The 26,394-nt window shown below is 73.2% G+C and carries 26 protein-coding genes; 19 read left to right on the plus strand and 7 right to left on the minus strand.

The features are described 5' to 3' along the window. Positions 1-64 precede the first annotated feature (64 nt). The 5 genes from alc to ACSNOD_RS04410 all read left to right on the plus strand — a co-directional run bounded on the left by alc (position 65) and on the right by ACSNOD_RS04410 (position 5,645). On the plus strand, positions 65-1,204 hold the full coding sequence (gene alc, locus ACSNOD_RS04390) for an allantoicase (protein ID WP_436765407.1): 1,140 nt from the start codon (positions 65-67) through the stop codon (positions 1,202-1,204). A gap of 154 nt (positions 1,205-1,358) precedes the next feature. Continuing rightward, positions 1,359-2,609: a sensor histidine kinase gene (locus tag ACSNOD_RS04395; RefSeq protein ID WP_436765378.1), complete on the plus strand. Its 1,251-nt coding sequence runs from the start codon at positions 1,359-1,361 to the stop codon at positions 2,607-2,609. After that, positions 2,606-3,370, plus strand: coding sequence for a response regulator transcription factor (locus tag ACSNOD_RS04400; RefSeq protein WP_436765379.1), 765 nt, complete (start codon positions 2,606-2,608; stop codon positions 3,368-3,370). Before ACSNOD_RS04395 ends, ACSNOD_RS04400 begins: the two co-directional genes overlap by 4 nt. A gap of 166 nt (positions 3,371-3,536) precedes the next feature. Then, positions 3,537-4,172 carry a bifunctional 4-hydroxy-2-oxoglutarate aldolase/2-dehydro-3-deoxy-phosphogluconate aldolase gene (locus tag ACSNOD_RS04405; RefSeq protein WP_436765380.1) on the plus strand — a complete coding sequence of 212 codons (636 nt, stop codon included), beginning with the start codon at positions 3,537-3,539 and terminating at the stop codon, positions 4,170-4,172. 222 nt (positions 4,173-4,394) lie between these two features. Next, positions 4,395-5,645, plus strand: a complete 1,251-nt coding sequence (locus ACSNOD_RS04410; protein ID WP_436765381.1) for a cytochrome P450 family protein — start codon at positions 4,395-4,397, stop codon at positions 5,643-5,645. A gap of 51 nt (positions 5,646-5,696) precedes the next feature. Here ACSNOD_RS04410 and ACSNOD_RS04415 read toward each other — a convergent pair whose 3' ends face one another. Next, positions 5,697-6,698 carry a Gfo/Idh/MocA family protein gene (locus ACSNOD_RS04415; RefSeq protein ID WP_436765382.1) on the minus strand — a complete coding sequence of 334 codons (1,002 nt, stop codon included), beginning with the start codon at positions 6,696-6,698 and terminating at the stop codon, positions 5,697-5,699. A gap of 75 nt (positions 6,699-6,773) precedes the next feature. Between ACSNOD_RS04415 and ACSNOD_RS04420 the strand changes: the two genes are divergently transcribed. The 9 genes from ACSNOD_RS04420 to ACSNOD_RS04460 all read left to right on the plus strand — a co-directional run bounded on the left by ACSNOD_RS04420 (position 6,774) and on the right by ACSNOD_RS04460 (position 15,991). Beyond that, positions 6,774-7,574, plus strand: a complete 801-nt coding sequence (locus tag ACSNOD_RS04420; protein WP_436765383.1) for a GntR family transcriptional regulator — start codon at positions 6,774-6,776, stop codon at positions 7,572-7,574. A gap of 293 nt (positions 7,575-7,867) precedes the next feature. Continuing rightward, the gene (locus ACSNOD_RS04425; protein WP_436765384.1) at positions 7,868-8,887 is read left to right on the plus strand and encodes a sugar ABC transporter substrate-binding protein; all 1,020 of its coding nucleotides are present in this window, start codon (positions 7,868-7,870) and stop codon (positions 8,885-8,887) included. Further along, entirely contained in the window at positions 8,884-9,942 is a 1,059-nt protein-coding gene (locus ACSNOD_RS04430) for an ABC transporter permease (protein ID WP_436765385.1), read from the plus strand. The genes ACSNOD_RS04425 and ACSNOD_RS04430 overlap by 4 nt, the downstream gene beginning before the upstream one ends. A gap of 146 nt (positions 9,943-10,088) precedes the next feature. Beyond that, positions 10,089-10,946: an ATP-binding cassette domain-containing protein gene (locus ACSNOD_RS04435; protein ID WP_436765408.1), complete on the plus strand. Its 858-nt coding sequence runs from the start codon at positions 10,089-10,091 to the stop codon at positions 10,944-10,946. Positions 10,947-11,114: 168 nt separating this feature from the next. Then, on the plus strand, positions 11,115-12,266 hold the full coding sequence (locus ACSNOD_RS04440) for an ROK family glucokinase (RefSeq protein WP_436765386.1): 1,152 nt from the start codon (positions 11,115-11,117) through the stop codon (positions 12,264-12,266). Further along, positions 12,263-12,883: a sugar kinase gene (locus ACSNOD_RS04445; RefSeq protein WP_436765387.1), complete on the plus strand. Its 621-nt coding sequence runs from the start codon at positions 12,263-12,265 to the stop codon at positions 12,881-12,883. The genes ACSNOD_RS04440 and ACSNOD_RS04445 overlap by 4 nt, the downstream gene beginning before the upstream one ends. Before the next feature lie 107 nt (positions 12,884-12,990). Beyond that, entirely contained in the window at positions 12,991-13,440 is a 450-nt protein-coding gene (locus ACSNOD_RS04450; RefSeq protein WP_436765388.1) for a hypothetical protein, read from the plus strand. 138 nt (positions 13,441-13,578) lie between these two features. Continuing rightward, positions 13,579-15,042, plus strand: a complete 1,464-nt coding sequence (locus ACSNOD_RS04455; RefSeq protein WP_436765389.1) for an MFS transporter — start codon at positions 13,579-13,581, stop codon at positions 15,040-15,042. Between the two features lie 97 nt (positions 15,043-15,139). Further along, positions 15,140-15,991, plus strand: coding sequence for a helix-turn-helix transcriptional regulator (locus ACSNOD_RS04460; protein ID WP_436765390.1), 852 nt, complete (start codon positions 15,140-15,142; stop codon positions 15,989-15,991). A 69-nt stretch (positions 15,992-16,060) separates the two neighbouring features. Here ACSNOD_RS04460 and ACSNOD_RS04465 read toward each other — a convergent pair whose 3' ends face one another. Continuing rightward, a complete protein-coding gene (locus ACSNOD_RS04465) occupies positions 16,061-17,599 on the minus strand; it encodes an FAD-dependent monooxygenase (protein WP_436765391.1) in 1,539 nt (512 codons plus the stop codon). Positions 17,600-17,679: 80 nt separating this feature from the next. On the opposite strand from ACSNOD_RS04465, the gene ACSNOD_RS04470 reads away from it, so the two are divergent. Beyond that, positions 17,680-18,420 (plus strand): TetR/AcrR family transcriptional regulator, encoded by a 741-nt coding sequence (locus ACSNOD_RS04470; protein ID WP_436765392.1) that lies wholly within the window; start codon positions 17,680-17,682, stop codon positions 18,418-18,420. A 100-nt stretch (positions 18,421-18,520) separates the two neighbouring features. Here the strand turns inward: ACSNOD_RS04470 and ACSNOD_RS04475 are convergent, their stop codons facing one another. Next, positions 18,521-19,057 carry a PadR family transcriptional regulator gene (locus tag ACSNOD_RS04475; RefSeq protein WP_436765393.1) on the minus strand — a complete coding sequence of 179 codons (537 nt, stop codon included), beginning with the start codon at positions 19,055-19,057 and terminating at the stop codon, positions 18,521-18,523. Between the two features lie 125 nt (positions 19,058-19,182). Here ACSNOD_RS04475 and ACSNOD_RS04480 point away from each other — a divergent pair, with 125 nt between their 5' ends. Continuing rightward, a complete protein-coding gene (locus ACSNOD_RS04480; RefSeq protein ID WP_436765394.1) occupies positions 19,183-20,466 on the plus strand; it encodes an MFS transporter in 1,284 nt (427 codons plus the stop codon). A gap of 117 nt (positions 20,467-20,583) precedes the next feature. On the opposite strand, the gene ACSNOD_RS04485 is transcribed toward ACSNOD_RS04480, so the two are convergent. Continuing rightward, on the minus strand, positions 20,584-21,435 hold the full coding sequence (locus tag ACSNOD_RS04485) for a class I SAM-dependent methyltransferase (RefSeq protein ID WP_436765395.1): 852 nt from the start codon (positions 21,433-21,435) through the stop codon (positions 20,584-20,586). Between the two features lie 159 nt (positions 21,436-21,594). On the opposite strand from ACSNOD_RS04485, the gene ACSNOD_RS04490 reads away from it, so the two are divergent. Further along, entirely contained in the window at positions 21,595-22,182 is a 588-nt protein-coding gene (locus ACSNOD_RS04490) for a TetR family transcriptional regulator (protein WP_436765396.1), read from the plus strand. Between the two features lie 191 nt (positions 22,183-22,373). After that, positions 22,374-22,535, plus strand: coding sequence for a hypothetical protein (locus ACSNOD_RS04495; protein ID WP_436765397.1), 162 nt, complete (start codon positions 22,374-22,376; stop codon positions 22,533-22,535). 129 nt (positions 22,536-22,664) lie between these two features. Here the strand turns inward: ACSNOD_RS04495 and ACSNOD_RS04500 are convergent, their stop codons facing one another. From ACSNOD_RS04500 to ACSNOD_RS04510, 3 genes are all read right to left on the minus strand, one after another. Continuing rightward, on the minus strand, positions 22,665-23,774 hold the full coding sequence (locus ACSNOD_RS04500) for a hypothetical protein (RefSeq protein ID WP_436765398.1): 1,110 nt from the start codon (positions 23,772-23,774) through the stop codon (positions 22,665-22,667). Between the two features lie 2 nt (positions 23,775-23,776). Continuing rightward, positions 23,777-24,841 (minus strand): hypothetical protein, encoded by a 1,065-nt coding sequence (locus ACSNOD_RS04505; protein ID WP_436765399.1) that lies wholly within the window; start codon positions 24,839-24,841, stop codon positions 23,777-23,779. 153 nt (positions 24,842-24,994) lie between these two features. Beyond that, entirely contained in the window at positions 24,995-25,126 is a 132-nt protein-coding gene (locus tag ACSNOD_RS04510; protein WP_436765400.1) for a hypothetical protein, read from the minus strand. Positions 25,127-25,180: 54 nt separating this feature from the next. Between ACSNOD_RS04510 and ACSNOD_RS04515 the strand changes: the two genes are divergently transcribed. Beyond that, on the plus strand, positions 25,181-26,146 hold the full coding sequence (locus ACSNOD_RS04515) for a DMT family transporter (protein WP_436765401.1): 966 nt from the start codon (positions 25,181-25,183) through the stop codon (positions 26,144-26,146). The last annotated feature ends 248 nt before the right edge of the window (positions 26,147-26,394 follow it).

Genomic DNA, 26,394 nt, shown 5'->3' on the forward strand with positions numbered 1-26,394 from the left:
GCCCGAAACCGTCCCGCCCGAAACCGTCCCGCCCGAGGCCGCCGGCACCGTCGGCGCCGCCGGCATCCCCCGCTTCACGGGTGCCGCGAGACCGTACGGCGGCGGCGACCCGTACGCCGACTACCGCGGCGCCACCTTCCCCTTCGGCCACCTGCCCGACCTCGCCGACCGGCGGCTGGGGGCCGGGGTCATCGCCGCCAACGACGAGTTCTTCGCCGAGCGGGAGAACCTGCTGGCCCCCGAGGCACCCGTGTTCGACCCCGAGCACTTCGGGCACAAAGGCAAGGTCATGGACGGCTGGGAGACCCGCCGGCGGCGCGGCGCCTCGGCCGAGCGGCCGCACCCGGAGGACGACGACCACGACTGGGCACTCGTCCGCCTGGGCGTCCCCGGGGTGATCCGGGGGATCGTGGTCGACACCGCGCACTTCCGGGGCAACCACCCGCAGTCGATAGCCGTCCAGGCCACGGCCGTGGACGGCTCGCCCTCGCCCGAGGACCTGCTCGACCCCGGGGTGAAGTGGACCGAGCTCGTGCCCCGCACCCCCGTCGGCGGCCACGCGGCCAACGGCTTCGCCGTCGAGGTGCCGAGGCGCTTCACCCATCTGCGGCTCGCCCAGTACCCCGACGGGGGCGTCGCCCGGCTGCGCGTCCACGGCGAACCCGCCCCCGACCCGGCCTGGCTGGCCGCGCTCGGCACCTTCGACGTGGTGGCGCTGGAGAACGGCGGCGCGGCCGAGGACGCCTCCGACCGCTTCTACTCCCCGCCGGTCCACACCATCCAGCCCGGCCGCTCGCGGAAGATGGACGACGGCTGGGAGACCCGCCGCCGCCGCGACCGGGGCCACGACTGGGTGCGCTACGCCCTCACCGAGCAGTCGGTGATCCGCGCGATCGAGATCGACACCGGCTGCTACAAGGGCAACGCCGCGGGCTGGGCGGAGCTCCACGCCCTCGACGCCTCCGGCGGCGCCGACCCGGCGGACCACGCCTCGGACGCGTGGCGGCCGATCCTGCCGCGCACCCGGCTCCAGCCGGACACGGTCCACCGGTTCACCGTTCAGGCGTCGCCGGCCGCCACGCATGTGCGCGTCGACATCTATCCCGACGGCGGCATCGCCCGGCTGCGGCTGCACGGCTCGCTCACGGAGGAGGGGGCACGCCGCCTGACGGCCCGCCACCTCGAACTCGGGGGCGGGGCCTGAGGGGGAGGCGACGCCCGGGGGTACGGGCCCGCGCGGCCCCCGCGACCAACGGCGTACGACCGAAGTCGACGTTTCCGCGCCGTCGGTCGGTGATCGCCGCCAGTAGATTGCCGAGGTGAGCGGCGAGGGCGGAACGGGCGGAGGCGGCGGAGCGGTGGCACGACGAACCGGGGCGGAGTACGCCTGGCTGCTGCCGTCGGCCCTCCTCGGCGACGACGGCGACGGCGATCGTGACGATGGCGACGGCGATCGCGACGGGCGCCCCCGCCCCCGTACGCCCCGCGACTGGGCCGTCGACCTCTGCTGCTTCCTCTTCGCCGCCGGACTCGGCCTGCTGACCGCCAAGGACCTGCCCCACAACCCGTATCTGTCCGACACCCAGGCGGCGGTGGACCAACTGCTCGGGGCCCTGGGCTGCGCCGCGCTCTGGCTGCGCCGCCGGTGGCCCGTCGGCCTCGCCGCGGTGCTGGTGCCCGCGTCCCTGGTGTCGTCGACCCTCGCCGGCGCGCTCGCCGTCGCCCTCTTCACCGTGGCCGTGCACCGGCCGTTCCGCCAGGTCGCCGCCATCGGCGTGCCGGCCGTGGCGGCCGCGCCCCTCTCCGCCCTGCTGATCCCCGAGAAGGAGCTCGGCTTCGGGGCCCTGACCCTGCTCGGCCTGGTGATCTACCTCGCGGTGACCGGCTGGGGCATGTTCGTCCGCGCCCGCCGCCGGCTCGTCATCGCCCTGCGCGACCGGGCCCGGCGGGCCGAGAGCGAGGCCCGGCTGCGGGCCGCCGAGGCGCAGCGGCTGGCCCGGGAGGCCATCGCCCGCGAGATGCACGACGTGCTCGCCCACCGGCTGTCGCTGCTCAGCCTGCACGCGGGCGCCCTGGAGTTCCACCCGGACGCGCCCCCGGAGGAGGTGGGCCGCGCCGCGGGCGTCATCCGCGACAGCGCCCACCGGGCCCTGGAGGACCTGCGCGAGGTGATCGGCGTGCTGCGCGCTGCCGGGCCCGAGGACGGCGACCGGCCGCGGCCCACCCTCGCCGACCTGCCCCGCCTGGTGGCGGAGTCCCGCGCGGCCGGGGCGCGGGTGACGCTCGACGACCGGCTCGGCGAGCGCTCCTCGGTGCCGGAAGCGGTGGGGCGGACGGCCTACCGGATCGTCCAGGAGGGGCTCACCAACGCCCGCAAGCACGCCCGGGGCGCGCACGTCACGGTGACGCTCGCGGGCGCGCCCGGCGAAGGACTCACGGTGGAGGTGCGCAATCCGGTGCCCGGCGGCGGGCCGGGGGAGATCCCCGGCGCCGGTCAGGGGCTGATCGGGTTGGCCGAGCGCGCCGCGCTCGCCGGCGGACGCCTCGAACACGGCCTCACCGGTGGGGGAGACCACCGGCTGCGCGCCTGGCTACCGTGGCCCGCATGAGCACACCGCCCCTGCCCCGGCCCGCCTCCGTCCCGTCGTCCCCCGCGCCCGGCGGCACCGGCCCCGTACGGGTGCTGCTCGCCGACGACGACCCGCTGGTCCGCGCCGGGCTGCGGCTGATGATGGGCGGCGCCCGCGACATCCGGGTCGTCGCGGAGGCGGCGAACGGCGCCGAGGTCGTCCCCCTGGTGGCGGAACACCGCCCCGATGTGGTGCTCATGGACATCCGGATGCCGGTGCTGGACGGGCTGGCGGCCACCGAGGCGCTGCGGTGCCGGCCGGGCGCGCCCGAGGTGCTCGTGCTCACCACCTTCGACACCGACGAGCACGTGCTCAGGGCGCTGCGGGCCGGCGCGGCGGGCTTCGTGCTCAAGGACACCCCGCCCGCCGACATCGTCGCGGCCGTACGGTCGGTGGCCGCCGGGGAGCCGGTGCTGTCACCCGCCGTGACCCGGCGGCTCATCACCCATGTGGCGGGCCGCGCCCCGGCCGGGGGGCCGGGCGGGGTCGGCGAGCGGGACACCGGCCGGCGCGAGCGCGCCCGTGCCGTGCTCGACCGGCTCAGCGAGCGGGAGCGGGAGGTCGCCCTGGCGGTCGGGAGGGGCCGGTCCAACGCGGACATCGCGGCGGAGCTGTACATGAGCGTCGCGACGGTGAAGAGTCATGTCTCGCGCGTTCTGACCAAGGCCGACCTCAACAACCGGGTGCAGATCGCCCTGCTCGCCCATGACGCGGGCCTGCTGGACGACGACGCTCCCTGAGCGTGCCCGGCGCCGGCCTCGAAGCGGCCCGGAGCCGCCCCGCGCACCCCGCTCCGGAGGCGTGGAAAAGCGCGCCCCGCGCGTGTGGCGCGGGGCGATGACGGGTACTGGGCCCTCCCCGGAGGGGGACCACGCACCAGGAACGACAGAAGGGCGGCGAACTGCCGTGTACCGCTGGGAGACGACCCGCGCCGCACTGGCACAGCGGGTCCTCGCCATCGTGCGCACCGACAGCTACGACCAGGCTGCCGCGACGGCCGACCATCTGATGTCCGGCGGGATCACCAACCTGGAGATATCGCTGGCCACGCCGTTCGCCCTGGAGGTCATCACCACCCTCAGCCGGGAGATGGGCGAGGAGGCGCTGATCGGCGCCGGCACCGTGCTCGACGCCCCCTCGGCGCGGCTCGCCATCGACGCCGGCGCCCGGTTCCTGGTGTCCCCGGGGCTCGACGCCGACGTGATCCGCACCGGACACCGGTACGGGGTGCCCGTCTTCCCCTGTGTCACGACCCCGACGGAGATGGTGCACGCCCTCGAACTGGGCGCCGACGCGCTGGGGCTGTTCCCGGCGTCCAGCCACCGCCCCTCCTGGCTCAGGGACGTACGGACCGCCCTGCCCCAGGCCCCGCTGCTGCCCAGAGGCGGGGTGACGGTGGAGAACGCCCCGGAGTGGATCGCCGCCGGGGCGGTCGCCTGTGCGATGGGTACCGAACTCGCGGAGGGCGACCGGGACACGGTCGCCAAGCGGGCCTCGGACCTCCTCGTCCGGCTGGCGGAGGTCGAGCCCGTACGGCTGTAGGCATGCCCGTACGGCTGTGGGCGTGCCCGCGCGGCTGTGGGCATGCCCGCGCCGGGCGGGACCCGCCGGGCCGTGACCGCACCGGAAGGAGGAGGCCGATCCGGCCGTGCGTACTCTCCCGGGAGGACGTACGGCCGGAACTCGCCTCCTCCACCAGGCCGATGACCGCCGCCCGGACCTCGATCTACGGTGACGCCAGTCGAGCGAAGGGCGGACGCGCGCATGACCGGGACCCGGACCACGAGCCGCGACGAGATCATCGACCTGCTCGCCACCTACGGCGAGGCCTTCCTCGCCGACCCCTACCCCGTCTACGCCGAGCTGCGCTCCCGGGGTCCGGTGCACCGGGTGCGCTCGGCCGACGGCTACGAGACCTGGCTGGTCGTCGGCCAGGAGGAGGCGCGCCACGCGCTGGCCGACCCCCGGCTCAGCAAGGACTGGCAGACCTCCAGCACCTGGTCGGAGGAGGCGTACCCGCCCATCTACACCACCATGCTGGAGAGCGACCCGCCGCGCCACACCCGGCTGCGGCGGCTGGTCGCGCGCGAGTTCACCGGCCGGCGGGTCGCGGCGCTGCGGCCGTCGGTCCAACGGCTCACGGACGACCTGCTCGACGCGATGCTCGCCGCCCCCGACCGCCGGGCCGACCTCGTCGGCGCGCTCGCCTTCCCGCTGCCGATGGGCGTCATCTGCGAGTTGCTCGCCGTGCCGGCCATGGACCGGGAGGCCTTCCGCTCCTGGTCGAACGAGTTGGTCGCGCCGACCGGGCGGGAGGCGGAGCAGGCCGCCGCGGAGGCGATGACCGACTACCTCCGCGACCTCATCGAGGCCAAGCGCCGCACTCCCGGCGACGATCTGATGAGCGATCTCGTCCGGGCCGAGGACGACGGCGGCGGGGCCGACGGCGGGAGCGGCGGCGAGGCGGCCGGCCGGCTCACCCCCGACGAACTGATCGGCATGGCCTCCCTGCTGCTGATCGCCGGCCACGAGACGACCGTCAATCTGATCGCGAACGGCGTCCGCGCGCTGCTGGCACACCCCGACCAGCTCGCCGCGCTCCGCGCGGACCCCGGCCTCCTCGACGGCGCGGTCGAGGAGATGCTGCGCTACGACGGGCCCGTCGAGAACGCGACGTACCGGTTCGCGCGCGAACCGGTGGCCATCGGGGACGTGGTCGTCCCCACCGGGGACTCGGTGCTCGTGGCACTCGCCGCCGCGGATCGCGACCCGGGCCGCTTCGCCGACGCCGACCGGTTCGACATCCGCCGCGCGCCCCAGGGACACCTCGCCTTCGGCCATGGCATCCACTACTGCGTGGGCGCTCCGCTGGCCCGGCTGGAGGGGCGGATCGCGATCGGCACGCTGCTGGCGCGCTGCCCGGACCTGGCGCTGGACATCACCGGTCCCGAGGCGCTCGAGTGGCTGCCCGGCTCCCTGATCCGCGGGGTCCGCCGCCTGCCGATCCGCTGGTAGGCCCCCGTACCCGCCCTCCGGGCGCGTGCCACCCCGCCCGGAGGGCGGTCCTCACCCGGGGATCTCGGCGAGAGCCACCGGCCGCCGCTCCCGCCGGGAGACCTCGCACGCCTCCGCGACCCGCAGCGCGGCGAGCGCCTCCCGGCCGTCGCAGGGGTTCGCCCGCTCCCCCCGTACGACCTCGACGAACGCGTGCAGTTCGGCCTCGTACGCGGGGGCGAACCGCTCCAGGAAGCCGGGCCACGGCTTGTCGGGCGCGGCCGGCCCGGCCGCCTCCACGGAGGTGAGGGGCGTGCGCTCGTCGAGCCCGACCGCGATCTGGTCGCGGTCCCCGGCCAGTTCCATCCGTACGTCGTAGCCCGCGCCGTTGCAGCGCGTGGCCGTCGCCGTGGCGAGGGTGCCGTCGTCCAGGGTGAGCAGCACCGCGGCCGTGTCGACGTCGCCCGCCTCCCGGAACATCGCGGGCCCGCGGTCCGAGCCGACGGCGTACACCTCGGTGATCTCGCGGCCGGTCACCCAGCGCAGGATGTCGAAGTCGTGGACGAGGCAGTCCCGGTACAGCCCCCCGGAGAGCGGCAGATAGGCGGCGGGCGGGGGCGCCGGGTCGGAGGTCACGGCGCGCACGGTGTGCAGCCGGCCGAGCCGGCCGTCGCGTACGGCGGCCCGCGCGGCGGCGTAGCCCGCGTCGAAGCGCCGCATGAAGCCCATGTGCAGCACCGTGCCGGCCCGCTCGACCTCGCGCAGGGCCGCGCTCGTGCCGGCCAGGTCGAGCGCGATGGGCTTCTCGCAGAACACCGGCAGGCCGGCCCGGGCCGCCCGGCCGATGAGCTCGGCGTGCGCGGCGGTCGCGGCGGCGATGGCCACCGCGTCGACGCCGGCGGCGAAGAGCGCCGCCACGGATTCCGCGGCCGTCGCCCCCGTCCGTTCCGCGACCGCCGCGGCCCGCGCCGGCTCCGCGTCCGCCACCACCAGGGAGTCCACCGAGGGGTGCGCGCCGAGCACCGCCGCGTGGAACGCTCCGATTCGGCCAGTGCCGATGAGTCCGATTCGCATGCGCACCAACGTCGCCCCCGCGCCTCCGTGCTGTCAATAGTTTGTCCGGACAATCAATCTTCACGACTTCCCGTCATGCACCCCGGCGACTACGCTCACCCCGTGGCAAAGGTGGTTAAAAACGAGGCGGACCCGACCGCGGCCCTGCGGCTCAGCGTCGACCGCGGCAGTCCCGTTCCGCTCTACTTCCAGCTCGCGCAGCAGCTCGAAGCGGCGATCGAACAGGGCAAGCTCGCCCCCGGCAGCCTGCTCGGCAACGAGATCGACCTCGCCGGCCGGCTGGGGCTGTCCCGGCCGACCGTGCGGCAGGCCATTCAATCCCTGGTGGACAAGGGGCTGCTGGTGCGCCGCCGGGGCGTGGGCACCCAGGTGGTGCACAGCCAGGTCAAGCGCCCGCTGGAGCTGAGCAGCCTCTACGAGGACCTGGAGGCGGCGGGGCAGCGCCCGGCCACCCGGGTGCTGCGGCACGGCGTCGAGCCGGCGTCCGCGGAGGTCGCCGCCGCGCTCGGCGTGCCGGAGGGCGCCGAGGTGGTCCTGGTGGAGCGGCTGCGGTACGCGCACGGCGAGCCCATGGCGCATCTGCGCAACCATCTGCCGGTCGGGCTGCTGGAGCTGACCACCGCCCGGCTGGAGGCGACCGGGCTCTACCGGCTGATGCGCGAGGCGGGCATCACCCTGCACAGCGCCCGCCAGTCGGTGGGCGCCCGCGCGGCCACGGCCGAGGAGGGGGAGCGGCTCGCGGAGCCGGCCGGCGCGCCGCTGCTGACCATGGAGCGCACCACCTTCGACGACACCGGCCGGGCCGTGGAGTTCGGCTCCCACACCTATCGCGCCTCCCGCTACTCCTTCGAATTCCAGCTCCTGGTCCGTTCCTGACACCCGTTACCGACGGTTCGTCGCCCGATCGCCACGGCAGTCGGGGGCCGGCGCCCGGCCACCCCGCCCGCGTAAGAATGTTCGGACAAAGTATTGACGGGGTGCGCCGGCCGCCGTTAGAACTCCTCCAGCCGCACTCCGGCGGCCCGGAAGGGAAGGCGGACCACCCGATGAAACGCCGGTCAACAGTGGTGACGGATACTTGGGCGGCCGGGGTCGGACATTTCACGCCACGGCGCGCCGGACAGCGGCGACACGCGCAGCGAGCTACACAGGGAGAGAGGCACGTTTTCGTGGCAAGGGTTCGGACACGGGTACGAGCGTCGGCGGTCGTTCTGGCGACGGTGCTCGGCGTGGCCCTGGCAGGGTGCAGCAGTACGGGCGGCAAGCGGGCGGAGGAGCGGGCCGCGCGGGCCGCTCAGGCCGCCGAGGGTCGCGCCGCGGTGAACACCCCGCGCTGGACCTTCGCGATGGTCACCCACTCGGGTGATGGCGACACGTTCTGGGACATCGTCCAGAAGGGCGCCAAGCAGGCCGCGGTCAAGGACAACATCGAGTTCCTCTACGCCCACCACAAGGAGGGCAAGGAGCAGGCGCAGCACGTCCAGACCATGATCGACAAAAAGGTCGACGGGCTGATCGTCACCCTCGCCAAGCCCGACGCCATGAAGGACGTCGTCGACAAGGCCGTCAAGGCCGGCATCCCCGTGATCACCGTGAACTCCGGCTCCCAGGAGTCCAAGGACTTCGGCGCGCTGAGCCACATCGGCCAGGACGAGACCATCGCGGGCGAGTCCGTCGGCGAGGAGCTCAACAAGCGCGGCCGCAAGAAGGCCGTCTGCGTGCTGCACGAACAGGGCAACGTCGGCCACGAGCAGCGCTGCTCCGGGGTGCGCAAGACCTTCAAGGGCGAGCTGGAGAACCTCTACGTCGACGGCACCAACATGCCCGACGTCCAGGCGTCCATCGAGGCCAGGCTGCAGTCCCAGCGCGACACCGACGCCGTCGTCACCCTCGGCGCGCCGTTCGCCGCGACGGCCGTCCAGGCGAAGAAGCAGGCCAACAGCGAGGCGGAGATCGACACCTTCGACCTCAACGAGAGCGTCGCCCAGAGCCTGAAGTCCGGGGACCTCGGCTTCGCCGTCGACCAGCAGCCCTACCTCCAGGGCTACCAGGCCGTGGACCTGCTGTGGCTCTACCGCTACAACGCCGACGTCCTCGGCGGCGGCCGGCCGGTGCTCACCGGCCCGCAGATCATCACCAAGGACGAGGCCGCCAAGCTGGAGGAGTACGCCAAGAGGGGGACCCGATGACCGCCACCTCGCCGGCACCGGCTCCACCGGTGGGGAAGGGCGACGAGCGGCTGGTGCGCACCTCGCTGCCGCGCCGGCTGCTCAGCCGCCCGGAGCTCGGCTCCGTCGTGGGCGCGCTGGCCGTCTTCCTCTTCTTCTCGGTGGTCGCCGACAGCTTCCTGCGGGCCTCCAGCCTCAGCACCGTGCTGTACGCGGCCTCCACCATCGGGATCATGGCCGTGCCCGTGGCGCTGCTGATGATCGGCGGCGAGTTCGACCTCTCCACCGGTGTGATGGTCACCTCGTCCGCGCTGATCTCCTCGATGTTCAGCTACCAGATGACGGCGAACGTCTGGGTGGGCGTCGGGGTGTCCCTGCTCGCCACGCTGGCCATCGGCTTCTTCAACGGCTTCATGCTGATCCGCACCAAGCTCCCCAGCTTCATCATCACGCTGGGCACGTTCCTGATGCTCACCGGCCTCAACCTGGGCCTCACCAAGCTGATCAGCGGCACCGTCTCCACCAAGTCGATCAGCGACATGGAGGGCTTCGAGTCCGCCAAGGCGCTCTTCGCCTCCCGGCTGACCCTCGGTGACGTCAGCCTGCAGATCACCGTCCTGTGGTGGCTGGGGCTGGTGGCGCTGGCCACCTGGGTGCTGCTGCGCACCCGCGTCGGCAACTGGATCTTCGCCGTCGGCGGCGGCGAGGACGCGGCCCGCGCGGTCGGCGTGCCGGTCACCAAGACCAAGATCGGCCTGTACATGGCGGTGGCCTTCGCCGCCTGGGTCTCCGGCCAGCACCTGCTGTTCTCCTTCAACGTGGTGCAGTCCGGCGAGGGCGTGGGCAACGAGTTCCTCTACATCATCGCGGCGGTCATCGGCGGCTGTCTGATGACCGGCGGCTACGGCTCCGCCATCGGCTCGGCGGTCGGCGCGCTGATCTTCGGCATGACCAGCAAGGGCATCGTCTACGCCCAGTGGAATCCGGACTGGTTCAAGTTCTTCCTGGGAGCCATGCTGCTCCTGGCCACCCTGCTCAACGCATGGGTCCGCAAGCGGGCGGAGGCGACGAAGTGACGCGAGGCGAGGACGTGACGCGGGGCGAGGATGTGACGCGGGACGAGGAGGCGGCGCCGGGCGGAGACGGCGTGACGCGGGGCGAGGACGTGACGCGGGGCGACGAGGTGGCGCCGGGCGGAGACGGCGTGACGCGGGGCGAGGACGTGACGCGGGGCGAGGAGGCGGCGGCCGGCGACCGTACGCCGGGTCGTACGCCGCTGGTCGAGCTCAAGGACGTCAGCAAGTACTACGGCAACATCAAGGCCCTCGAAGGCGTCTCCCTGGAGGTGCACGCGGGCGAGATCAGCTGCGTGCTGGGCGACAACGGTGCCGGCAAGTCCACCCTCATCAAGATCATCGCCGGTCTGCACCGGCACGACGCCGGCACCTTCGCCATCGAGGGCGAGCCCACGGCGCTCTCCTCCCCCCGCGAGGCCCTCGACCGCGGCATCGCCACGGTCTACCAGGACCTGGCCGTCGTGCCCCTCATGCCGGTCTGGCGGAACTTCTTCCTCGGCTCGGAGCCCACCCGCGGCAAGGGCCCCTTCCGCCGCCTGGACGTGGCGACGATGCGCGAGACCACCCGCGCCGAGCTGCTGCGCATGGGCATCGACCTGCGCGACGTCGACCAGCCCATCGGCCAGCTCTCCGGCGGCGAGCGGCAGTGCGTGGCCATCGCCCGCGCCGTCTACTTCGGCGCCAAGGTGCTCGTCCTGGACGAGCCCACCGCCGCCCTGGGCGTCAAGCAGTCCGGGGTCGTCCTCAAGTACGTGGCCGCCGCCCGCGACGCCGGTCTCGGCGTGGTGTTGATCACCCACAACCCGCACCACGCGTATCTCGTCGGCGACCGGTTCGTCCTCCTGAAGCGGGGTGCCATGTTCGGCAGCCACACCAAGCGGGAGATCACGCTGGACGAGCTCACCCGCCAGATGGCGGGCGGTTCCGAGCTCGAGGAGCTCAGCCACGAGCTGCGCCGGGCACCCGCCCCGGACCGCCTCGGGGCCGGCGCGGGCGAGCGCTGAGGGCGAGGCCGGCGAGCGGCCGGCATGTGCGTCCCGTACTGCGCGTAAGGCACAATCGCCACGAGCGACCGATCGACCGGACCGCCCGCGGCACGCCCTGGAGGGCGGGCCGCGGGCGCCCGTGCGACGGCCGCGCCGAGGACTGACCGCAAGCGACCCAGGGACGAGATGAGCACCTATCGGGAGCTGACCCACCGCGGCTCGGCGAGGGCCACCGTCCTGCGCACCGTCGGCACCCGCGAGCGGCGCTCGCACCTGACCGCCCCCCGGGTGCCCACCGTCGGCATCGACATCGGCGGCACCAAGGTGATGGCCGGCGTCGTCGACGCCGACGGCACCATCCTGGAGAAGCTGCGGACCGAGACGCCGGACAAGTCCAAGAGCCCCAAGGTCGTCGAGGACACCATCGTCGAGCTGGTCCTCGACCTCTCCGACCGGCACGATGTGCACGCCGTGGGCATCGGCGCGGCCGGTTGGGTCGACGCCGACCGCTCGCGGGTGCTCTTCGCGCCCCACCTGTCCTGGCGGGACGAGCCGCTGCGGGACGCCCTCGCCGCCCGGCTGGCGGTGCCCGTGATGGTGGACAACGACGCCAACACCGCCGCCTGGGCGGAGTGGCGCTTCGGCGCCGGCCGCGGCGAGGACCACCTCGTGATGATCACGCTGGGCACCGGCATCGGCGGTGCCATCCTGGAGGACGGCCAGGTCAAGCGGGGTCGCTACGGCGTGGCCGGCGAGTTCGGCCATATGCAGGTCGTCCCCGGCGGGCACCGCTGCCCGTGCGGCAACCGCGGCTGCTGGGAGCAGTACAGCTCCGGCAACGCCCTGGTCCGCGAGGCCCGTGAGCTCGCCGCGGCGGACTCCCCGGTGGCGTACAACATCATCGACCGGGTCAAGGGCAACATCCCCGACATCACCGGCCCGCTCATCACCGAGCTGGCCCGGGAGGGCGACGCCATGTGCGTCGAGCTCCTGCAGGACATCGGCCAGTGGCTGGGCGTCGGCATCGCCAATCTCGCCGCGGCCCTCGACCCGTCCTGCTTCGTGGTCGGCGGTGGCGTCAGCGCGGCCGACGACCTGCTGATCGGCCCCGCCCGGGACGCCTTCCGCCGCCACCTCACCGGGCGCGGCTACCGCCCCGAGGCCCGGATCGTGAAGGCCCAGCTCGGGCCGGAGGCGGGCATGGTCGGCGCCGCCGACCTGGCCCGGCTGGTGGCCCGCCGGTTCCGCCGCGCCAAGCGTCGCCGGGTCGAGCGGTACGAGCGCTACGAGCGGTACTACTCGCAGGTCACGCGCGCGGCCCGGGGGGCACAGCGGTGAGCGGCGCGGACCACCCGGCGGAGCGGCCGGCCGACCGCCAGGCCGAGCGGCCGGTGGAGCGGCCGGTGGAGCCGCCGGCGGAGGACGGCCCTCCGCCGCCGCGGACCAGCCTGCGCCGGCGCTGGCTGACCCTGCTCGTGGTGATCCTGCTCATCGGCTTCCCGACCTGCTATCTGGTGCTCTCCGCCGTGCAGAGCCGCGAGAGCGGCAACGACAAGCAGGACAAGGCGGCGGCGACGGGCCTGACCTGGGACTACCCCAGCAAGGTGCAGAGCCGGATCTACGATGTGCCGATCCCGCCGGGCTCGCTGGACGTGGCGTACTACGAGACCAACTCCTGGCGCACGAGCAAGCTGTACGTGCAGTTCATGACGAACGCCTACGGTCTCGACCTCTACTTGCGCACCATCGGCACCAGCCCTTCCCGCCTCGAACCGGGCCGCACCACGATCGACGCGGAGGACGCGGCGGCGGTCGGCTGGCGGCTGGGCGACGGCGAGCACTGGTCCGGCACGGTGCACACGAAGGTGAAACCCCAGCCGGAACAGGAAATCATGGTCGACCGCAGCAACCCCGAACACCCCATGGTGTACGTGGTCTCCGAGGCGACCCCCTGACGCCCCTCAGGGGCCGGACCGCCCCGGGGCCGAACATGACGACGGCACGACGATCAGCGCTGACGGGGGCGCTCGCCGCCTGCGTACTCCTGGCAGGCTGCTCGCACATGAACGACGACGACGTCGCGGTGCGTGACACCGCGCGGATGAAGGAGACGGTCGGGAGGGCTTCCGGCACGCTCCTCGACATCATGGGCCTGGCGGGCAAGACGACCGAACCGGGGCCGGCGGCATCGCCCTGCGACGGCCGCCCGTCGGGGGAGGGCGTCCGCGTGATCCGTCACCCCTGGAGCCTGTACGACGTGCCGGTGGACGACATGTACGCGGCCATGGACCGGTTGCGCGAGCAGCTTCCCCGCAAGGGCTGGAAGATCGTCAAGGACGGGCCGGACAAGAGCCCCGCCAGGACGCCGCAGATCGTCGCCGACTCCACCGAGGAACCCCTCTCGGCGGACATCAGGCTGCTCGACGAGCGCCCCTACGGCAAGCACACGTCCTTGCTCGAAGTGACCGTGGTCTCCACATGCTTCAAGGAGGCCAAGCCCTCAGGGAGCTGACCTGAGGCACGGCCTCCCTCCTGTTCGCCGTCCGACGTCCACGGGCTGGCCCAGGGTGGCACTGCCAGTGACAGTCTCCGCGGGGGTGCCGTCAAGAGGGAACTGGCTGGCCGGCGACGGGCGGTCGAGCCTTGGGGCATGACAACCGCCGAGACCACGACGACCGCCGCGGCCGCGGAGCCGTCGGTTCCCGCTCCCGCCCGGATGACCGGACGCCAGATCGCCGCCCTGGTGGCGCTCCTGGCGTCGCAGTTCATGATGGCCGCCGACTTCTCCGTGCTGAACGTCGCCCTGCCCGAGGTCGGCACCGCCCTCGGGTTCTCCACCGGCGGCCTCCAGTGGATCACCACGACGTTCGCGCTGTGTGCCGCCGGCTGCACCCTGGTCCTGGGCCGTGTCGGCGACCACGTGGGGCGGCGGCGCGTCTTCACCGCCGGAATGGCCGTCCTCGCCGTCTCCTCCCTCGTCGGAGGCGCCGCCGAGTCGCCCACGACGCTGCTGATCGCCCGTACCCTCCAGGGCCTGGCCACGGCCGCCGTCACACCCGCCGCGCTCGCCCTGCTCACCACGGCCTTCACCGCGCCCGCCCTGCGCACCCGGGCGCTCGGTCTGAACAGCGTGATGATGAGCTCCGGCTTCAGCGTCGGCGCCATCCTCGGCGGTGTCCTCACCGACGTGTTCTCCTGGCGCTGGGCGTTCTTCATCAACATCCCCGTGGCCATCGCCGCGATGCTCGTCGTGCCGCGGGTCGTCGACGAGAGCAAGGCCGAGCGGCGCACCCGGATCGACCTGCCCGGCGCGGTGCTCGTCACCCTCGGTCTCTTCGCCGCGATCCACGGCGTCACCCGCGCCGGCGAGGAGGGCTTCGACCCGGTCGCCGGCATGGCGCTGCTCGCGGGCATCGTGCTGCTGGGCGCCTTCTGGGCGGTCGAGAGCCGTACGGCCGACGCGCTGGTGCCGGTGCGGGTGCTGAAGAAGCCCGACATCGCCTTCGGCAACCTCGCCGCCCTGTTCGTCTTCGGCGGCGAGACGGCGCTGATCTTCTTCACCGGCCTGTACGTGCAGGACGTGCTCGGACTGTCGTCCCTGGCCGCCGGGCTCGTACTGCTCGGCATCGGTACCGGCCAGATCATCGCCGGCACGGTCGGCCCGCGCATCCTCCAGCGGGTCCCTCCGCGCACCCTGCTCGGTGTCTCCCTGACCCTGCAAGGCGCGTTCATGCTGCCCGCGCTGTGGGCGACGTCGGACTCGCGCTGGCTGATTCCGCTGGTCGCCACCCAGTTCGTGAACGCCTTCTTCTCCATGACGGCCGCCCTCTCCTTCATGGTCCTGGCCACCTCCGCCGTCGACTCCGACCTGCGGGGCATGGCGACCGGCATGGCCACCCAGAGCCAGCAGATCGGCATCGCCATCGGCATCCCGCTGCTCAGCGCGGTCTTCGCCGCCGTCATCGGGCACGGCACGTCCAGCGGGCCGGGGACCGCCGCCGAGGAGCTGACCGGCATCCACGCGGCGATCGGCGTGGCCGGCGGCTGTCAGATCGCGATCGGCCTGCTGCTGTGGGCGGCGCTCCGCCACGGGGCCGCCCCGCGGGTTCCCTAGGCGGTGTCGCCGAAGTCCGCTTCGACAGGCGCCCGTCGCCCGGCGCCCGTCGCCGCGGCCGATGCCGTACAGCACCCATAATCGAACGGTGGAACGCATGGTGAACACAGACCTCGGCAGCTACCTGCGCCGGATGCGCGAACGCGTCCGGCCGGAGCAGATGGGCCTGCGCTCCATGGGGTCCCGGCGGGTCCCAGGGCTGCGGCGCGAGGAGGTGGCCGCGCTCGCGGGCGTGAGCCAGACGTACTACACCCGGCTCGAACAGTCCCAGACCGCACACGCCTCGCCGCAGGTCCTGCTCTCCATCGCGCGGGCCCTGCAGCTGAGCGCCGACGAGCGGGACTACCTGCTCAAGATCGGTACGCCGGTGTCGAACCCGCGGGAGCCGGCGCCGCGCGGCGACCAGGTGAGCCCGTACACGCGGATGCTGGTGGGGTCGCTGGAGAACGTGGCGGCGGCCGTCCTGAACTACCGCTGCGACATCCTCGCCTGGAACTCCCTCTACCACCGGCTGTTCGCGCCGCACCTCGACGTCGACGCCCCGGAGCGCGCCGACGATCGGCCCAACATCATCAAGATGAACTTCCTCGACGAAGCCGTGCGTTCGCTGTATGCCGACTGGACCGCGGAGTCGGAGGCGAACGTGACGTATCTGCGGTTCATCTCCGGCGATCACCGGCACGACCCGCGACTCGCCGAGCTGATCGGTGAGCTGACCATGGGCAGCGAGGAGTTCGCCGAGCTGTGGTTTCGTCAGCGGGTGGCGAACTGCGTCGACGGAACGAAACTGTTCGACCATCCCGTGGTGGGCGAGCTGGAGCTGATGTACCAGTCCGCGGATCTCCAGGACGGCAACATCCTGAAGCTCTACCACGCGGAACCCGACTCCCCGCACGAGGCGGCCCTGCGACTGCTGGCGGTGGACCTGGACCCGGTGCGCCACGGCTGACCCGAGCTGCCTTCGGCACGCCGCTCCATGGCGTTGAGCCCCAGCGCCAGCGCCGGCACCTCGCGTCCTTCACACGGTCGCCCTCGTGGAGCCGTGCAGTGTGGTCCAGTACTGCTCGACCCGGTCGACGGTGCCGTGGTCGGTCACCAGGCCGAGGTAGCCGTCCGGGCGAACCAGCATCAGGGTTCCGTCGGTCGCGTCGTATCCGGCGCGGATGTGTCCGTGGCTGTCGATCAGCGCGTGTCGGCCGGCCGACTGGCCTGGCCGGACCACGACATGGGCGTGGAGGGCGGCGCCGAACCGGTCGTTGAGCGCCGCGACGGTGGGCGCGTACGCCGTACCGAAGGCCAGGAGGGTCCAGTGCGGGCCGTGGAACAGGTCGAACAGCCGCGTCGGTCGGCCGTCGGCCGTGGTCGCGGGTGCGTCCGGCGCCCGGTCGCCCGCCCTGATCGCGCCGGGGCGGGCGCGGTCGTCGCGGGAGAGTGGACTGGTGCGGTGGTTCAGGGTGAGCCCGTGCACCTCGGGGCCGCGTACGTGCGCGTCGGCGTCACCGCGCTGATGCTTCTCCAGCAGGGCTGTGGCGATGTCCAGCGCTGTGCGGGCCGCCGCCATCCGCTCCGGTTCGTAGCTGTCCAGCAGGAGGCCCGGGGCGCCGGTCAACGCGGCGGCGAGCTTCCAGCCGAGGTTGTAGCCGTCCTGGATGCCGGTGTTCATGCCTTGGCCACCGGTCGGGGGGTGCACATGCCCGGCGTCCCCGGCGAGGAGAACCCGCCCCTCCCGGAACCGCTCGGCCAGCCGGGTGTTCGCCCGCCAGGTGGTGTGCCAGGTCACCTCGCGCACCAGGATGTCGTTCCTGCCGGACGACTCTGCGATCTGCCGCTGCAGGTAGTCGCGGAGCGGCTCGTCCCGGTCGGCCGGGGGGCGCGCCGCGACGACGAACAGGTCGGTTCCGGCCAGCGGCACGGCCGAAACCTGCGCGTCGCCGTTCTGCCAGATCCGGCCGTGGTCGCGGCCGAGCCCGTCAACGCGGGCGTCCGCGAACAGCATCGTGGTGGCGTCGTCGGTCTCGCCGGGGAAGGCGATGCCCAACCGCTTGCGCACGGTGCTGCGCCCGCCGTCCGCGCCCACCAGATACCGGGCGCGCACGGTCTCGACCGTCCCGCCGGCGGCCAGCGTCGCGGTCACGCCGTCGGCGTCCTGGCTGAAGTCGACCAGCTCGGTCGACCGTTCCACGTGTGCGCCGAGCGCGGCGAGCCGCTCGCGCAGAATCTCCTCGGTGCGGAACTGGGGCACGAACCAGATGTTCGGATACGGCACGGACGGCGTCGGTTCGGCGGGCTCGCCCATCCGGCCTTCCCAGACGACCCTCTCGCCCCGGTAGGCGCGCATCACCGTGCCGAGAGCTCCACCGGCCAGGATCGGCTCCAGAATCCCCAGATCGGCGAAGACCTCCATGGTCCTCGGCTGAATGCCGTTGGCGCGCGACCCTCCTGAGAACCGGTCCACCCGATCGACGACGCGGCACGCGACCCCCCGCCGGGCGAGCTCGCAGGCGAGGGTGAGCCCGGTCGGACCGGCCCCGGCGATCAGCACGTCGATATCGGTCATGGCGCCCCCACACTCCTTCGGTGTACGCCGTACGAGCGTTTCGTACGGCGTACCAATAACGCTAACGGTACAGTGTACGAATGGCAACGGCGGAGGACTCGGCGCTCATCTGGACCCGTCCGGAACCCGGCACCCGCCGGCCGAAGTTCACTCGCGAGCACATCGCGTCGACTGCGCTGGCGATCGCCGACGCCGAGGGGCTCGCCGCCGTGTCGATGCGGCGGATCGCCGGCGAACTGGGCGCGGGCACCATGACGCTCTACTACTACGTCCGCACCAAGGACGAACTGATCGCGCTGATGGACGACGCGATCATGAGTGAGGCGCTCGTTCCCGCCGACGAGTTCCCGACCCACTGGTACGACGCGCTCGCCGCGGTCGCCACGCGCACCTGGGACGTGCTGATGCGGCACCCCTGGGCCCCGCACGCCCTGCGGAACGTGCCGGCCGGACCCAACGCCATGCGTCACTTCGAACAGTCGCTCGCGGCCGTCGCCGACACCGACCTGCGACCGGACGCCAAGCTCGCACTGCTCGCCATGGTGGACGACTACGTCCACGGCAACGTGCTGCGCGCCGCCGAGAAGCGCTCGGCCGCCGACAGGGTGGACAGCGAGGCGGCCGTGGCGGCCGCGCGGTTCACCGAGGCTCAGCTCACCACCGGGGATTTTCCGTACACCCGGGCGCTGTTCGGCGGTGACGCTCCCCGGACGGCGATCCCCCGCCTCGTCGGCGACCTGTCCGAACGCGACCGGTTCCGTCAGGGCCTGTTCGCACTGCTGGACGGCGCGGCCGGCAGGATGGGGCTCGGCCTGCCGTAACGGTGAGCACGCCGGTGGCGACCTGCCCGAGGTGGCCGCCTCGGGGCCCGGCCGCGTCCGGCGTGGCTCCGCTCCGCGGGGAAGGCCGCGCAGGAGGGCGTCAGGCCGGGTCGAGGTCGGCGATGGTGGCGTCGAGCCACGCGAGTTCCGCTTCGGACGTGGCCCTCGCGATCGTGAGGACCCCTCGCCGGAACGGGTCGTCCACGTCCGGGATGCCGAGGGGACGGTCACCGCTGTAGAAGAAGCTGCTCGGTTCCCGAAGGAAAGTGCGCCGCCTGCGCAGCACCTCCGCCTGGGCGTGCCGGTCGGGGAGATGGCGCAGGAAGGCCAGCAGGGTGAACCAGCGGTTCTCGTCGGTGATGAAGGGGTCGGCCGGTTCGCGGAGTTGCCCGAGCAGCACCTGACGGCCCTCCGGTGTCAGGGTCAGCATGTGCCGGGGCGCCGCCGCCGCGCCGGGTTGGGACTCCCGCACCAGCAGGCCGGCCTTCTCCATGCGCCTGATCGCCGGGTACAGCGTGCCGTGGCTGATCGCGCGGACGTGCCCGGTCAACCGCGCGACCCGGGTGCGCAGTTCGTAGCCGTGCAGGGGCTCTTCGTGGAGAAAGCCCAGGATGGCGAGGTCCAACATGCTTGACATGGTCGAACAGCATAGGGCTAGAGTCGATCATAGGTCGATACGACACATGGCGTAACGACGTATATCGATGACGACTCCCGGCTCCCGCGTGTCTTCTCCGCGGCCCCGGGCAAGGAGGTAGAGCCTTGTCGGCCTCATCCACGACACCGACCAACCGGAGCGCGCGACAGGGGGCCTTAGGCGCCGCCGAGCCGGCGCGCCCGGCCTTTCCCGTCGCGGCACTCGCGGCCCTGTCGCTGTCGGTGTTCGCCCTCTGCTCGGCCGAGTTCGCTCTCATCGGCCTGCTGCTCAACGTCTCCGACGACCTGCACGTGTCGGTGGGCACCGCCGGCCAGTTGCTGAGCGCCTATGCCATCGCCGTCGCGATCGGCGGGCCGATCGTCACGGTCATGACCTCGCGCGTCGCCCCCAAGGCGCTGGCCCTCGCCCTGCTGCTGATCTTCGCCGCGGCCAACGTCCTGGGCGCCCTCGCTCCCTCGTTCGGCCTGCTCGTCGCCGCCCGTACGCTCGGTGCCCTCACCCACAGCACCTTCGCCGCGGTCTGCGTCCTCATCGCCGTACGCCTCTCCCCGCCCGATCGCCGGGCCTCGGCCATCGCCTGGGTCGCCGGCGGGCTGGGCCTGGCCACCGTGCTGGGCGGTCCCATCGGCACAGCCATCGGCGAGCAGTGGGGATGGCGGGCCACCTTCTGGTGCGTCGCCGGGGCGGCGGCGATGGGCTTCCTGGCCCTGGCCTTGCTGATCCCCACTCACCTCGACCGCGGCCAGGGCGAATCCCCGCGCGCCGAACTCGGCATCCTGCGCCGCGGCCAGGTCCTGTGCGCGCTGGCCGTCACCGCGGTCTCCCAGGCCGGCTGGTTCCTGCTGTACAGCTACATCTCACCGCTCCTGCGGAACGTCACCGGCTTCGGTGCCGGCGCCGCGACGATCCTCCTCTTCGTCTTCGGCTTCGGCGGCTTCGTCGGCAACGCCCTCGGCGGCAAGCTGGCCGACCGCACGCTGCGCGGCACCCTCGTCGGCATGCTGGCCCTGCTGGCCGCGACCTTGTCGGTGCTCTCCTTCGCCGCCGAGTCCCGGGTCGTCGTGCCGGTCGCGGTCTTCCTGATCGGCCTGGCCTCCGGTGCCCTCGTGCCCCCGCTCCAGTCCTGGGTCCTCGGCGCCGCGGGCGGCGGTTCCGCCCTGGCCCTGGCCGCCAACACCTCGGCCTTCAACCTGGGCAACGCCCTGGGCTCCTGGTCGGGTTCGCGGTTGCTCGACGCCGGCGCCGATGTCACCACCCTGGCCTGGATCGGCGCCCTTGTCGTCCTCGTCGCCCTCCTCGGCGTTCCGGCGGCCCTCGCGCGCTTGGAGCGGAGCTCCCGAACGTCCTCCCGAACGCCCTCCCGTGGGGCGAGCCCGGGTGACAGGTGACAGGTGAGGCGGTGGGCGCCGGTCCGGCGCGTGCGTGGCCGCAGTCGCGGCCGAAACGGAACCGGCGCGAGCCCGGAGAAGGTCACGACCACGCGCCAAGGGCCTGTCCGGTGGGCGTCAGCCGGTCGGGCGGCCCGCCGTGACCAGCCACGACGTGCTGCGCAGCCGGACCGTGCCGTCCGCCGCCTCGTAACCGCGCAGGTGGTCCGTCAGGGCGCGGCGGGCGCGGGCCCGTACGGTCGCGTCGGCCCGCTCCATCAGGTGGCGGCCGGGACCCGTCCGCAGCAGGAACTCCGCCGCGTCGGCGGCTCCGCGCCCCCATGCCCCGTACGCCTCGGCGCGGTCCACGGCGATGCCGGTGAAGCCGGCCGCGGTGAGGATCTCGCGGATGCGGTCCGGCGAGGCCAGGGAGAACATGCCGGGCGATCCCGTCCGCCCGAAGTCGCCGACCGGCAGGAAGTCGCGCAGTGACGTCATCGCCACGACCCAGTCGTTGAGCGGGCCGTCCGCCGGGCAGACGAATGCCAGGCGCCCGCCGGGCCGCAGCGCCCGGCCGATGTTGCCGAAGGCCGCTATGGGGTCGGCGAAGAACATCACCCCGTAGCGACTGATCGCCGCATCGAAGGCGCCCGCGTCGAAGGGGTGCGCCTGCGCGTCACCTCGCACGAAGGAAACGTTGGCCACGCCCTCCCGCTCGGCGCGGGCACGGCCCTCGGCCAGCATCGGGCCGGACAGGTCGAGACCCAGCGCGTGGCCCCGGGGCGCCCTGAGCGCGGCGAGGCGCGTGGTCTGCCCCGAGCCGCAGCCGACGTCGAGGGTCCGGTGGTCCCCGGCGATTCCGGCGGCGTCGAGGAGCGGCTCGTTGAAGCCCTCGTTCACGGCGTTCCAGCGGTCCTGGTGGCGGGCCCAGTGGGCCCCTTCCGGACCGTTCCATGCCTGTGCCTGCGCGGTGTTGACGATGTCCGGCACGAGCGCCTCCTGGGGTGGGCGAGCAAGTATGGGCGTGCGCCCAAACAGTATGGGCGCGCGCCCATACTGGCAACCCCGCCGACCGGTGACCCCCGTTAAGGTGCAGGGGGTGGGCCGCCTCAAGGGCGGCGAAGGCGGAACGGAACGGAAGAGGGGCCCATGTCACCGCGCGGAGTGGCGACACCGGACGTACGCGAGCGGCTGTTCAAGGCCGCCGAGCGCGTCGTGGAGAGGGACGGCCCCGGCGCGCTCACCAGCCGGTCCGTCACGACCGAGGCGGGCTGCGCCAAGGGGCTGCTGCACGCCCACTTCGCGGGCCTCGACGAGTTCGTCGCCGAACTGTGTCTCGACCGGTTCGCGCGGACGGCGGCGAAGGCGCGGGCACTGTCGGGGCTCGCCGGACAGGGCGCGGTGGCGGGCAACCTCGAGGCCGTCGCCCTCGCGCTGTTCGACTCCGGCGGCCCCGCCATCTCGGGTCTGGCCATGACCCGCCCCGCCGCCACGCTGCGCGTCCGCGAGGCCCTGGAGGCCGGGGCGCCCGGCTTCGCCGCGATCCAGGAGGCCATCGCCGGCTATCTGGAGGCCGAGCGGGACCTCGGCCGAGTGGCGGAGACTGTCGACCCGGACACCGTGGCCCTCGCCGTCGTGGGCACCGCCCATCATCTGCTGATGACCGGTTGGCCCGGCGCCCCCGACCCGCGGCCCGCCATGACGCGCCTGGTGGCCGCGCTGGTGGACGGCGGGTAGGGAGCGGAGCCACCCCTATCGCACGCCATCCGGGCATGACCTGATGTAATCGGACAAGGCGGCAGGGAACGCCTGTTCGCCCGCGACCGGCGGCAGCAGCGGTACGCCACCGCGCGCCGCGCATCAACGTGAGGGGAGAGTCGGTACGCCCGGGGGCCGAGCACGGCTTGCCGGCGCGGCCCGGACGGCACATGACGACTCAGCGATACGCATACGTGGCCCTGCTCGGTGGAGCCATCGCCCTCTCCGGGGTGCTTGTCCGGTACACCGAGGGTGTGCCGAGTTTCCTCCTGGGAGCGGTGGCGGGTGCGGGGATCGTCGGGATCTGGGTGCTGCTCGCACGCGCCAGGTAGCTCGGAGCGCGAGGGGCTCCGTCCGGCGCGGACGGAGCCCCGTTCGTCATCTCGACCGAACCGCGGGACGCGTGGGCTCGGCCGACCCGCGGGACGCGTCATCTCGGCCGAACCGCAGGATGCGCGGGCTCAGCCGAACCGCAGGATGCGCGGGGCGAACGTGCCCTCGGGGCCGTCGGCGCGGCCGACCGCCCACACCGTCGCCGCGCCCGGCACCGACGCCAGCCACAGCGCCCGGGAGTCGCCCTCCCCGGCCACCGCCGGTTCGCTGTACTCGGTGAACGACTGTCCGTTCCAGGCGAGGAAATCCGGCCCCGGGACCAACGGCGGTTGGCTGCCCGGCGGGCCCCACTTCTGCGAGCGGGCCACCGCGACCCAGCCCAGCGCGCCGGACGGGGCGGGCGCCAGGGAGCTGATCCCGCCGAAGTCGGTGGGCAGGGTCACCCGGCTCCACGCCGTCCCGTCGAAGCGGACCAGCAGCGGCGGAATCGGCCGGCCCGGCGGGCCGCCGATGAACCCGGCCGAGCCACCCGCCCACACCTCCGTCGGCGAGACCGCCAGCACGCTGCCCACGCCCGCCCGCGGGAACCCGTGCACGATCGTCTGCTGCCACGCCTGCCCGTCCCAGTGCGACACGGCCGCCCCCGCGTTGGTGGCGCCCGCGGCCCAGACGTCGTCGGCCGCCAGGATGTGCAGGCCGTACACGACTCCCGGCGGCACCGGCACGTCCTGCCAGCCGCGCCCGTCCCAGCGCAGCAGGACCGGCGCGTCGTCCCGCGAACCGATCAGCCAGGTCTCCCCACCGCCGGTGACGGCTTCGGTCAGCACGACACCGCGCGGCGGCTGTCTCTCGTACCAGGCGATGCCGTCGAAGCGGAGCAGGCGCGCGCCGCCCGCCGCATCGCGGCCGACGGCCCAGACCGCGGTCGGCGAGGGCGCGGCGATGGACAGCAGCTCGCCCTGCCAGCCGATCCCGGGCAGGCGCTGGCGCTGCCACGCCCTTCCGTCCCAGCGCAGCACCAGCGGGAAGCCCGGCGCCTCGCGGCCGACGGCGTCGGTGCCCACCGCCCACGCCTGGTCGGGCCCCAACGCCACGGCCTCGTTCAGCCCGGCCTGCGGACGTACCTCCGCCGGCACCGGAACGCGCTGCCAGGACGGGGTTTCCGCCGCGGCCGAGCCCACGAGGGCCAGGACGGTCATGGCGACCGCGAGGGCCGCGGCGAGAAGTCGGCGTGCCATGGTCAGCCTCCCAGCCGCTCGCTCATCACGTTGGGTTTCGAGCCGTAGATCTCGACGGTCCCGAAGGACAGCAGCGAGGACCCGACGGTCGCCACCGCGCGCGGTCGGACGTCGATCGCGCCCTCGCGCTCCGGGCCGTACGAGAAGGTGGCGCGGGAGCCGTTCACCCGCGCGTACTTCGACTGGAACGCGCGGTCGCTGCGCACCGGCAGCCACAGCGCGCCGTCCGGGCCGCGGACCATGGCCTCGGTGGAGGCGTCGCCCAGCGGTGGGTGGGCGGTGTGCCAGGCATGCCCGTTCCAGGTCATGAGATACGCGCGGGGGGCCTCGCCGTCGGTGTGCCGGCTGCCGCCGATCGTGACCCGGCCGGACGGTTCGAACATGATCGTGTGCACGGTGCTGTTCGGCGGCAGCGGCACCTTCGCGTCCCGCCACCCCGTGCCGTCCCAGCGCAGAATGGTGGTCCCGGCGCTGGTGTCCCCCCAGGCCCAGACGTCGGTGGCCGTACGCGCGGTGATCCCCATGAGGAACGGCACGCCGTCCGGGGCGGGCGGTTCGGTCCAGCGGGAACCGTCGTAGCGCAACACCTTCAGCCCGGTGCTGTCCTCACCGACCACCCACGCGGCACCCGGTACGGCGGTGAAGTCCTGGTACGTCCACAGGGTCCGCGGCAGCGGGACGACGCTCCACCCGCTCGCCGACCGGCGCAGGATCTCGCCCGCCCCCTCGCGGTTGCGGAAGATCCACACTTCCTCGCCGACGAACTGCACATCGCGGAGCAGGCCCGGCTCACCGGCGCCGGGGAAGGTGGTGTCCCGGCTCCAGGCCGCGCCGTCCCACCGGTACAGCAGCGGCCGCTGTCCATCGGCGGCCTGCTCGAATCCGGTCGCCCACGCCTCGCCCGGCCCGCGGGCGGCGAGATCGGACACGTACGCCGGCGCTGCCGCCGCCGGCACCGACAGCGCCGACCAACCCGGTGCCGCGGCCGCGGCCGGCGACACCACCGCGGCACACGCGATCACCAGACAGATGACAAGCGCGCGTGGACCGCCACGGAGACCGTTCACGAGACCTCCCGAGAACGCGAAGGCCGCTCAGCTTAGGGGTGTCCACGACAGGTGAACAGATGTCGTACGGCCGTACTGCCGTTCGGAAGTTCACGGCGCGGGCCAGGACCCGCGACCGGCCGGGAAGATCTCCGCGCCCGGTCCTCCGGCCCCTCAGGTGGACGGGAGGGGTGGCTCGGTCCGCTCGACGGCGCTGAGGACGGAGTCGAACAGGCCCGGGAAGCGGGCATCGAGTTCCTCCCGACGCAGGGTGTTGAGGCGGGCGTTTCGCCAACGAGCGAACATTCTGGCGACGCCAGCGCCGGCGAACTCGCCCCACCGCACCACCGGGAGGCCCGCATGGCCGAAATGAAGACCGCCGCCGCAGCCGCCGGGGGCCTGTCCACCGCCCTCGCCTTCGGCGGCATGTTCACCGTCGCCAAGTCCGCCTTCGGCCACGTCGACCCCTTCCACCTCACCCTGGCCCGCTTCGCCCTCGGCTCCGCGATCTTCGTGATCGCCCTTCTGATCGTGGAGGGCCGTGCAGCGCTGCGGACCGACGGCGAGTTCCTCCAGCTCTGGGGCCTGGGCTCGCTCGGGTTCGCCGCGTTCAACCTGCTCACCTACGTCGGCCTGGAGTCCACCCCGGCGCCCACCGCCTCCCTGATCATGGCCGCGATGCCCGCCATCACCGTCATGGTGATGTGGGCCCGCACCGGGAAGCGCCCGGCCGGCGTCACCCTCGGCCTGGTCCTGCTCGCCCTGACCGGCGTCGCGATGGTCCTGGGCAACGGCAACCCGCTCGTCGTCTTCACCGGAGGCATCGGCATCGGCGGTCTCTCCATCCTCCTCGGCGTCATCGGCTGGGTCGTCTACACCACCGGTGCCGCCGGCTTCCCCGCCTTCTCCGTCCTGCGCTACACCGCCGTCACCAGCGTCCTGGGCACCCTCACCATCGCGATCGTCACGCTCGCCGCCGGCGCCTTCGGCCTCATCCCGACCCCCGGCCCCGCCGACTACGCCGCCAGTTGGTGGCAGATCCTCTACATGGCCGTGCCGGCCACCGCCGTCGCGATCCTCGCCTTCAACCACGCCACCCGCACCCTCGGCCCGGCCAACGGGGTCCTGTTCATCAACCTGGTTCCCATCACCTCCTTCGCCATCGAAGCCGTCCGTGGCCACCGGCCCACCGCCGCCGAACTGGCCGGCGTCGCCCTCACCCTCGCCGCCGTCGTCGCCAACAACCTCTATGGCCGCCGCGCCGCCACGGCCACCACCCCCCTCCCGACCGTCAGTACCGAGAAGGTCCTGACCACGGTCGTCTGACGACCGGGAACCCCAGCGCGATCGGGGCCGGCCGCGCCACCGAAGCGGCTCTCGTCGCGTACGCCTGTACGATGCCCGCGCCGCCTTGGCCCCGGGTGGCCGGCCACCCGGGCGGGGGCGACCCCCGGTCCGCGGCGGAGCGCCGGGGTGGCTCGGTCGGGGCCACTACCCCCATCGGTGAGATTTTGTGAGATGTGCGAGTGTGAACGAGTGAGCGAGACGACGACTGAAGCCCTGCAGTGCCGGTG

Source organism: Streptomyces sp. URMC 123, assembly GCF_051386515.1.
Lineage (GTDB): Bacteria > Actinomycetota > Actinomycetes > Streptomycetales > Streptomycetaceae > Streptomyces.

Bases quoted from the DNA above. Each gene is read 5' to 3' on its own strand.
- ACSNOD_RS04500 (WP_436765398.1), bottom strand. From the start codon at position 23,774: ATGGCACGCCGACTTCTCGCCGCGGCCCTCGCGGTCGCCATGACCGTC.
- ACSNOD_RS04510 (WP_436765400.1), bottom strand. From the start codon at position 25,126: ATGTTCGCTCGTTGGCGAAACGCCCGCCTCAACACCCTGCGTCGGGAG.
- ACSNOD_RS04515 (WP_436765401.1), top strand. From the start codon at position 25,181: ATGGCCGAAATGAAGACCGCCGCCGCAGCCGCCGGGGGCCTGTCCACC.
- ACSNOD_RS04470 (WP_436765392.1), top strand. From the start codon at position 17,680: ATGGCAACGGCGGAGGACTCGGCGCTCATCTGGACCCGTCCGGAACCC.
- ACSNOD_RS04430 (WP_436765385.1), top strand. From the start codon at position 8,884: ATGACCGCCACCTCGCCGGCACCGGCTCCACCGGTGGGGAAGGGCGAC.
- ACSNOD_RS04415 (WP_436765382.1), bottom strand. From the start codon at position 6,698: ATGCGAATCGGACTCATCGGCACTGGCCGAATCGGAGCGTTCCACGCG.
- ACSNOD_RS04420 (WP_436765383.1), top strand. From the start codon at position 6,774: ATGCACCCCGGCGACTACGCTCACCCCGTGGCAAAGGTGGTTAAAAAC.
- ACSNOD_RS04455 (WP_436765389.1), top strand. From the start codon at position 13,579: ATGACAACCGCCGAGACCACGACGACCGCCGCGGCCGCGGAGCCGTCG.
- ACSNOD_RS04490 (WP_436765396.1), top strand. From the start codon at position 21,595: ATGTCACCGCGCGGAGTGGCGACACCGGACGTACGCGAGCGGCTGTTC.
- ACSNOD_RS04475 (WP_436765393.1), bottom strand. From the start codon at position 19,057: ATGTCAAGCATGTTGGACCTCGCCATCCTGGGCTTTCTCCACGAAGAG.
- ACSNOD_RS04440 (WP_436765386.1), top strand. From the start codon at position 11,115: ATGAGCACCTATCGGGAGCTGACCCACCGCGGCTCGGCGAGGGCCACC.
- ACSNOD_RS04460 (WP_436765390.1), top strand. From the start codon at position 15,140: ATGGTGAACACAGACCTCGGCAGCTACCTGCGCCGGATGCGCGAACGC.
- ACSNOD_RS04410 (WP_436765381.1), top strand. From the start codon at position 4,395: ATGACCGGGACCCGGACCACGAGCCGCGACGAGATCATCGACCTGCTC.
- ACSNOD_RS04400 (WP_436765379.1), top strand. From the start codon at position 2,606: ATGAGCACACCGCCCCTGCCCCGGCCCGCCTCCGTCCCGTCGTCCCCC.
- ACSNOD_RS04450 (WP_436765388.1), top strand. From the start codon at position 12,991: ATGAACGACGACGACGTCGCGGTGCGTGACACCGCGCGGATGAAGGAG.
- ACSNOD_RS04495 (WP_436765397.1), top strand. From the start codon at position 22,374: ATGACGACTCAGCGATACGCATACGTGGCCCTGCTCGGTGGAGCCATC.
- ACSNOD_RS04465 (WP_436765391.1), bottom strand. From the start codon at position 17,599: ATGACCGATATCGACGTGCTGATCGCCGGGGCCGGTCCGACCGGGCTC.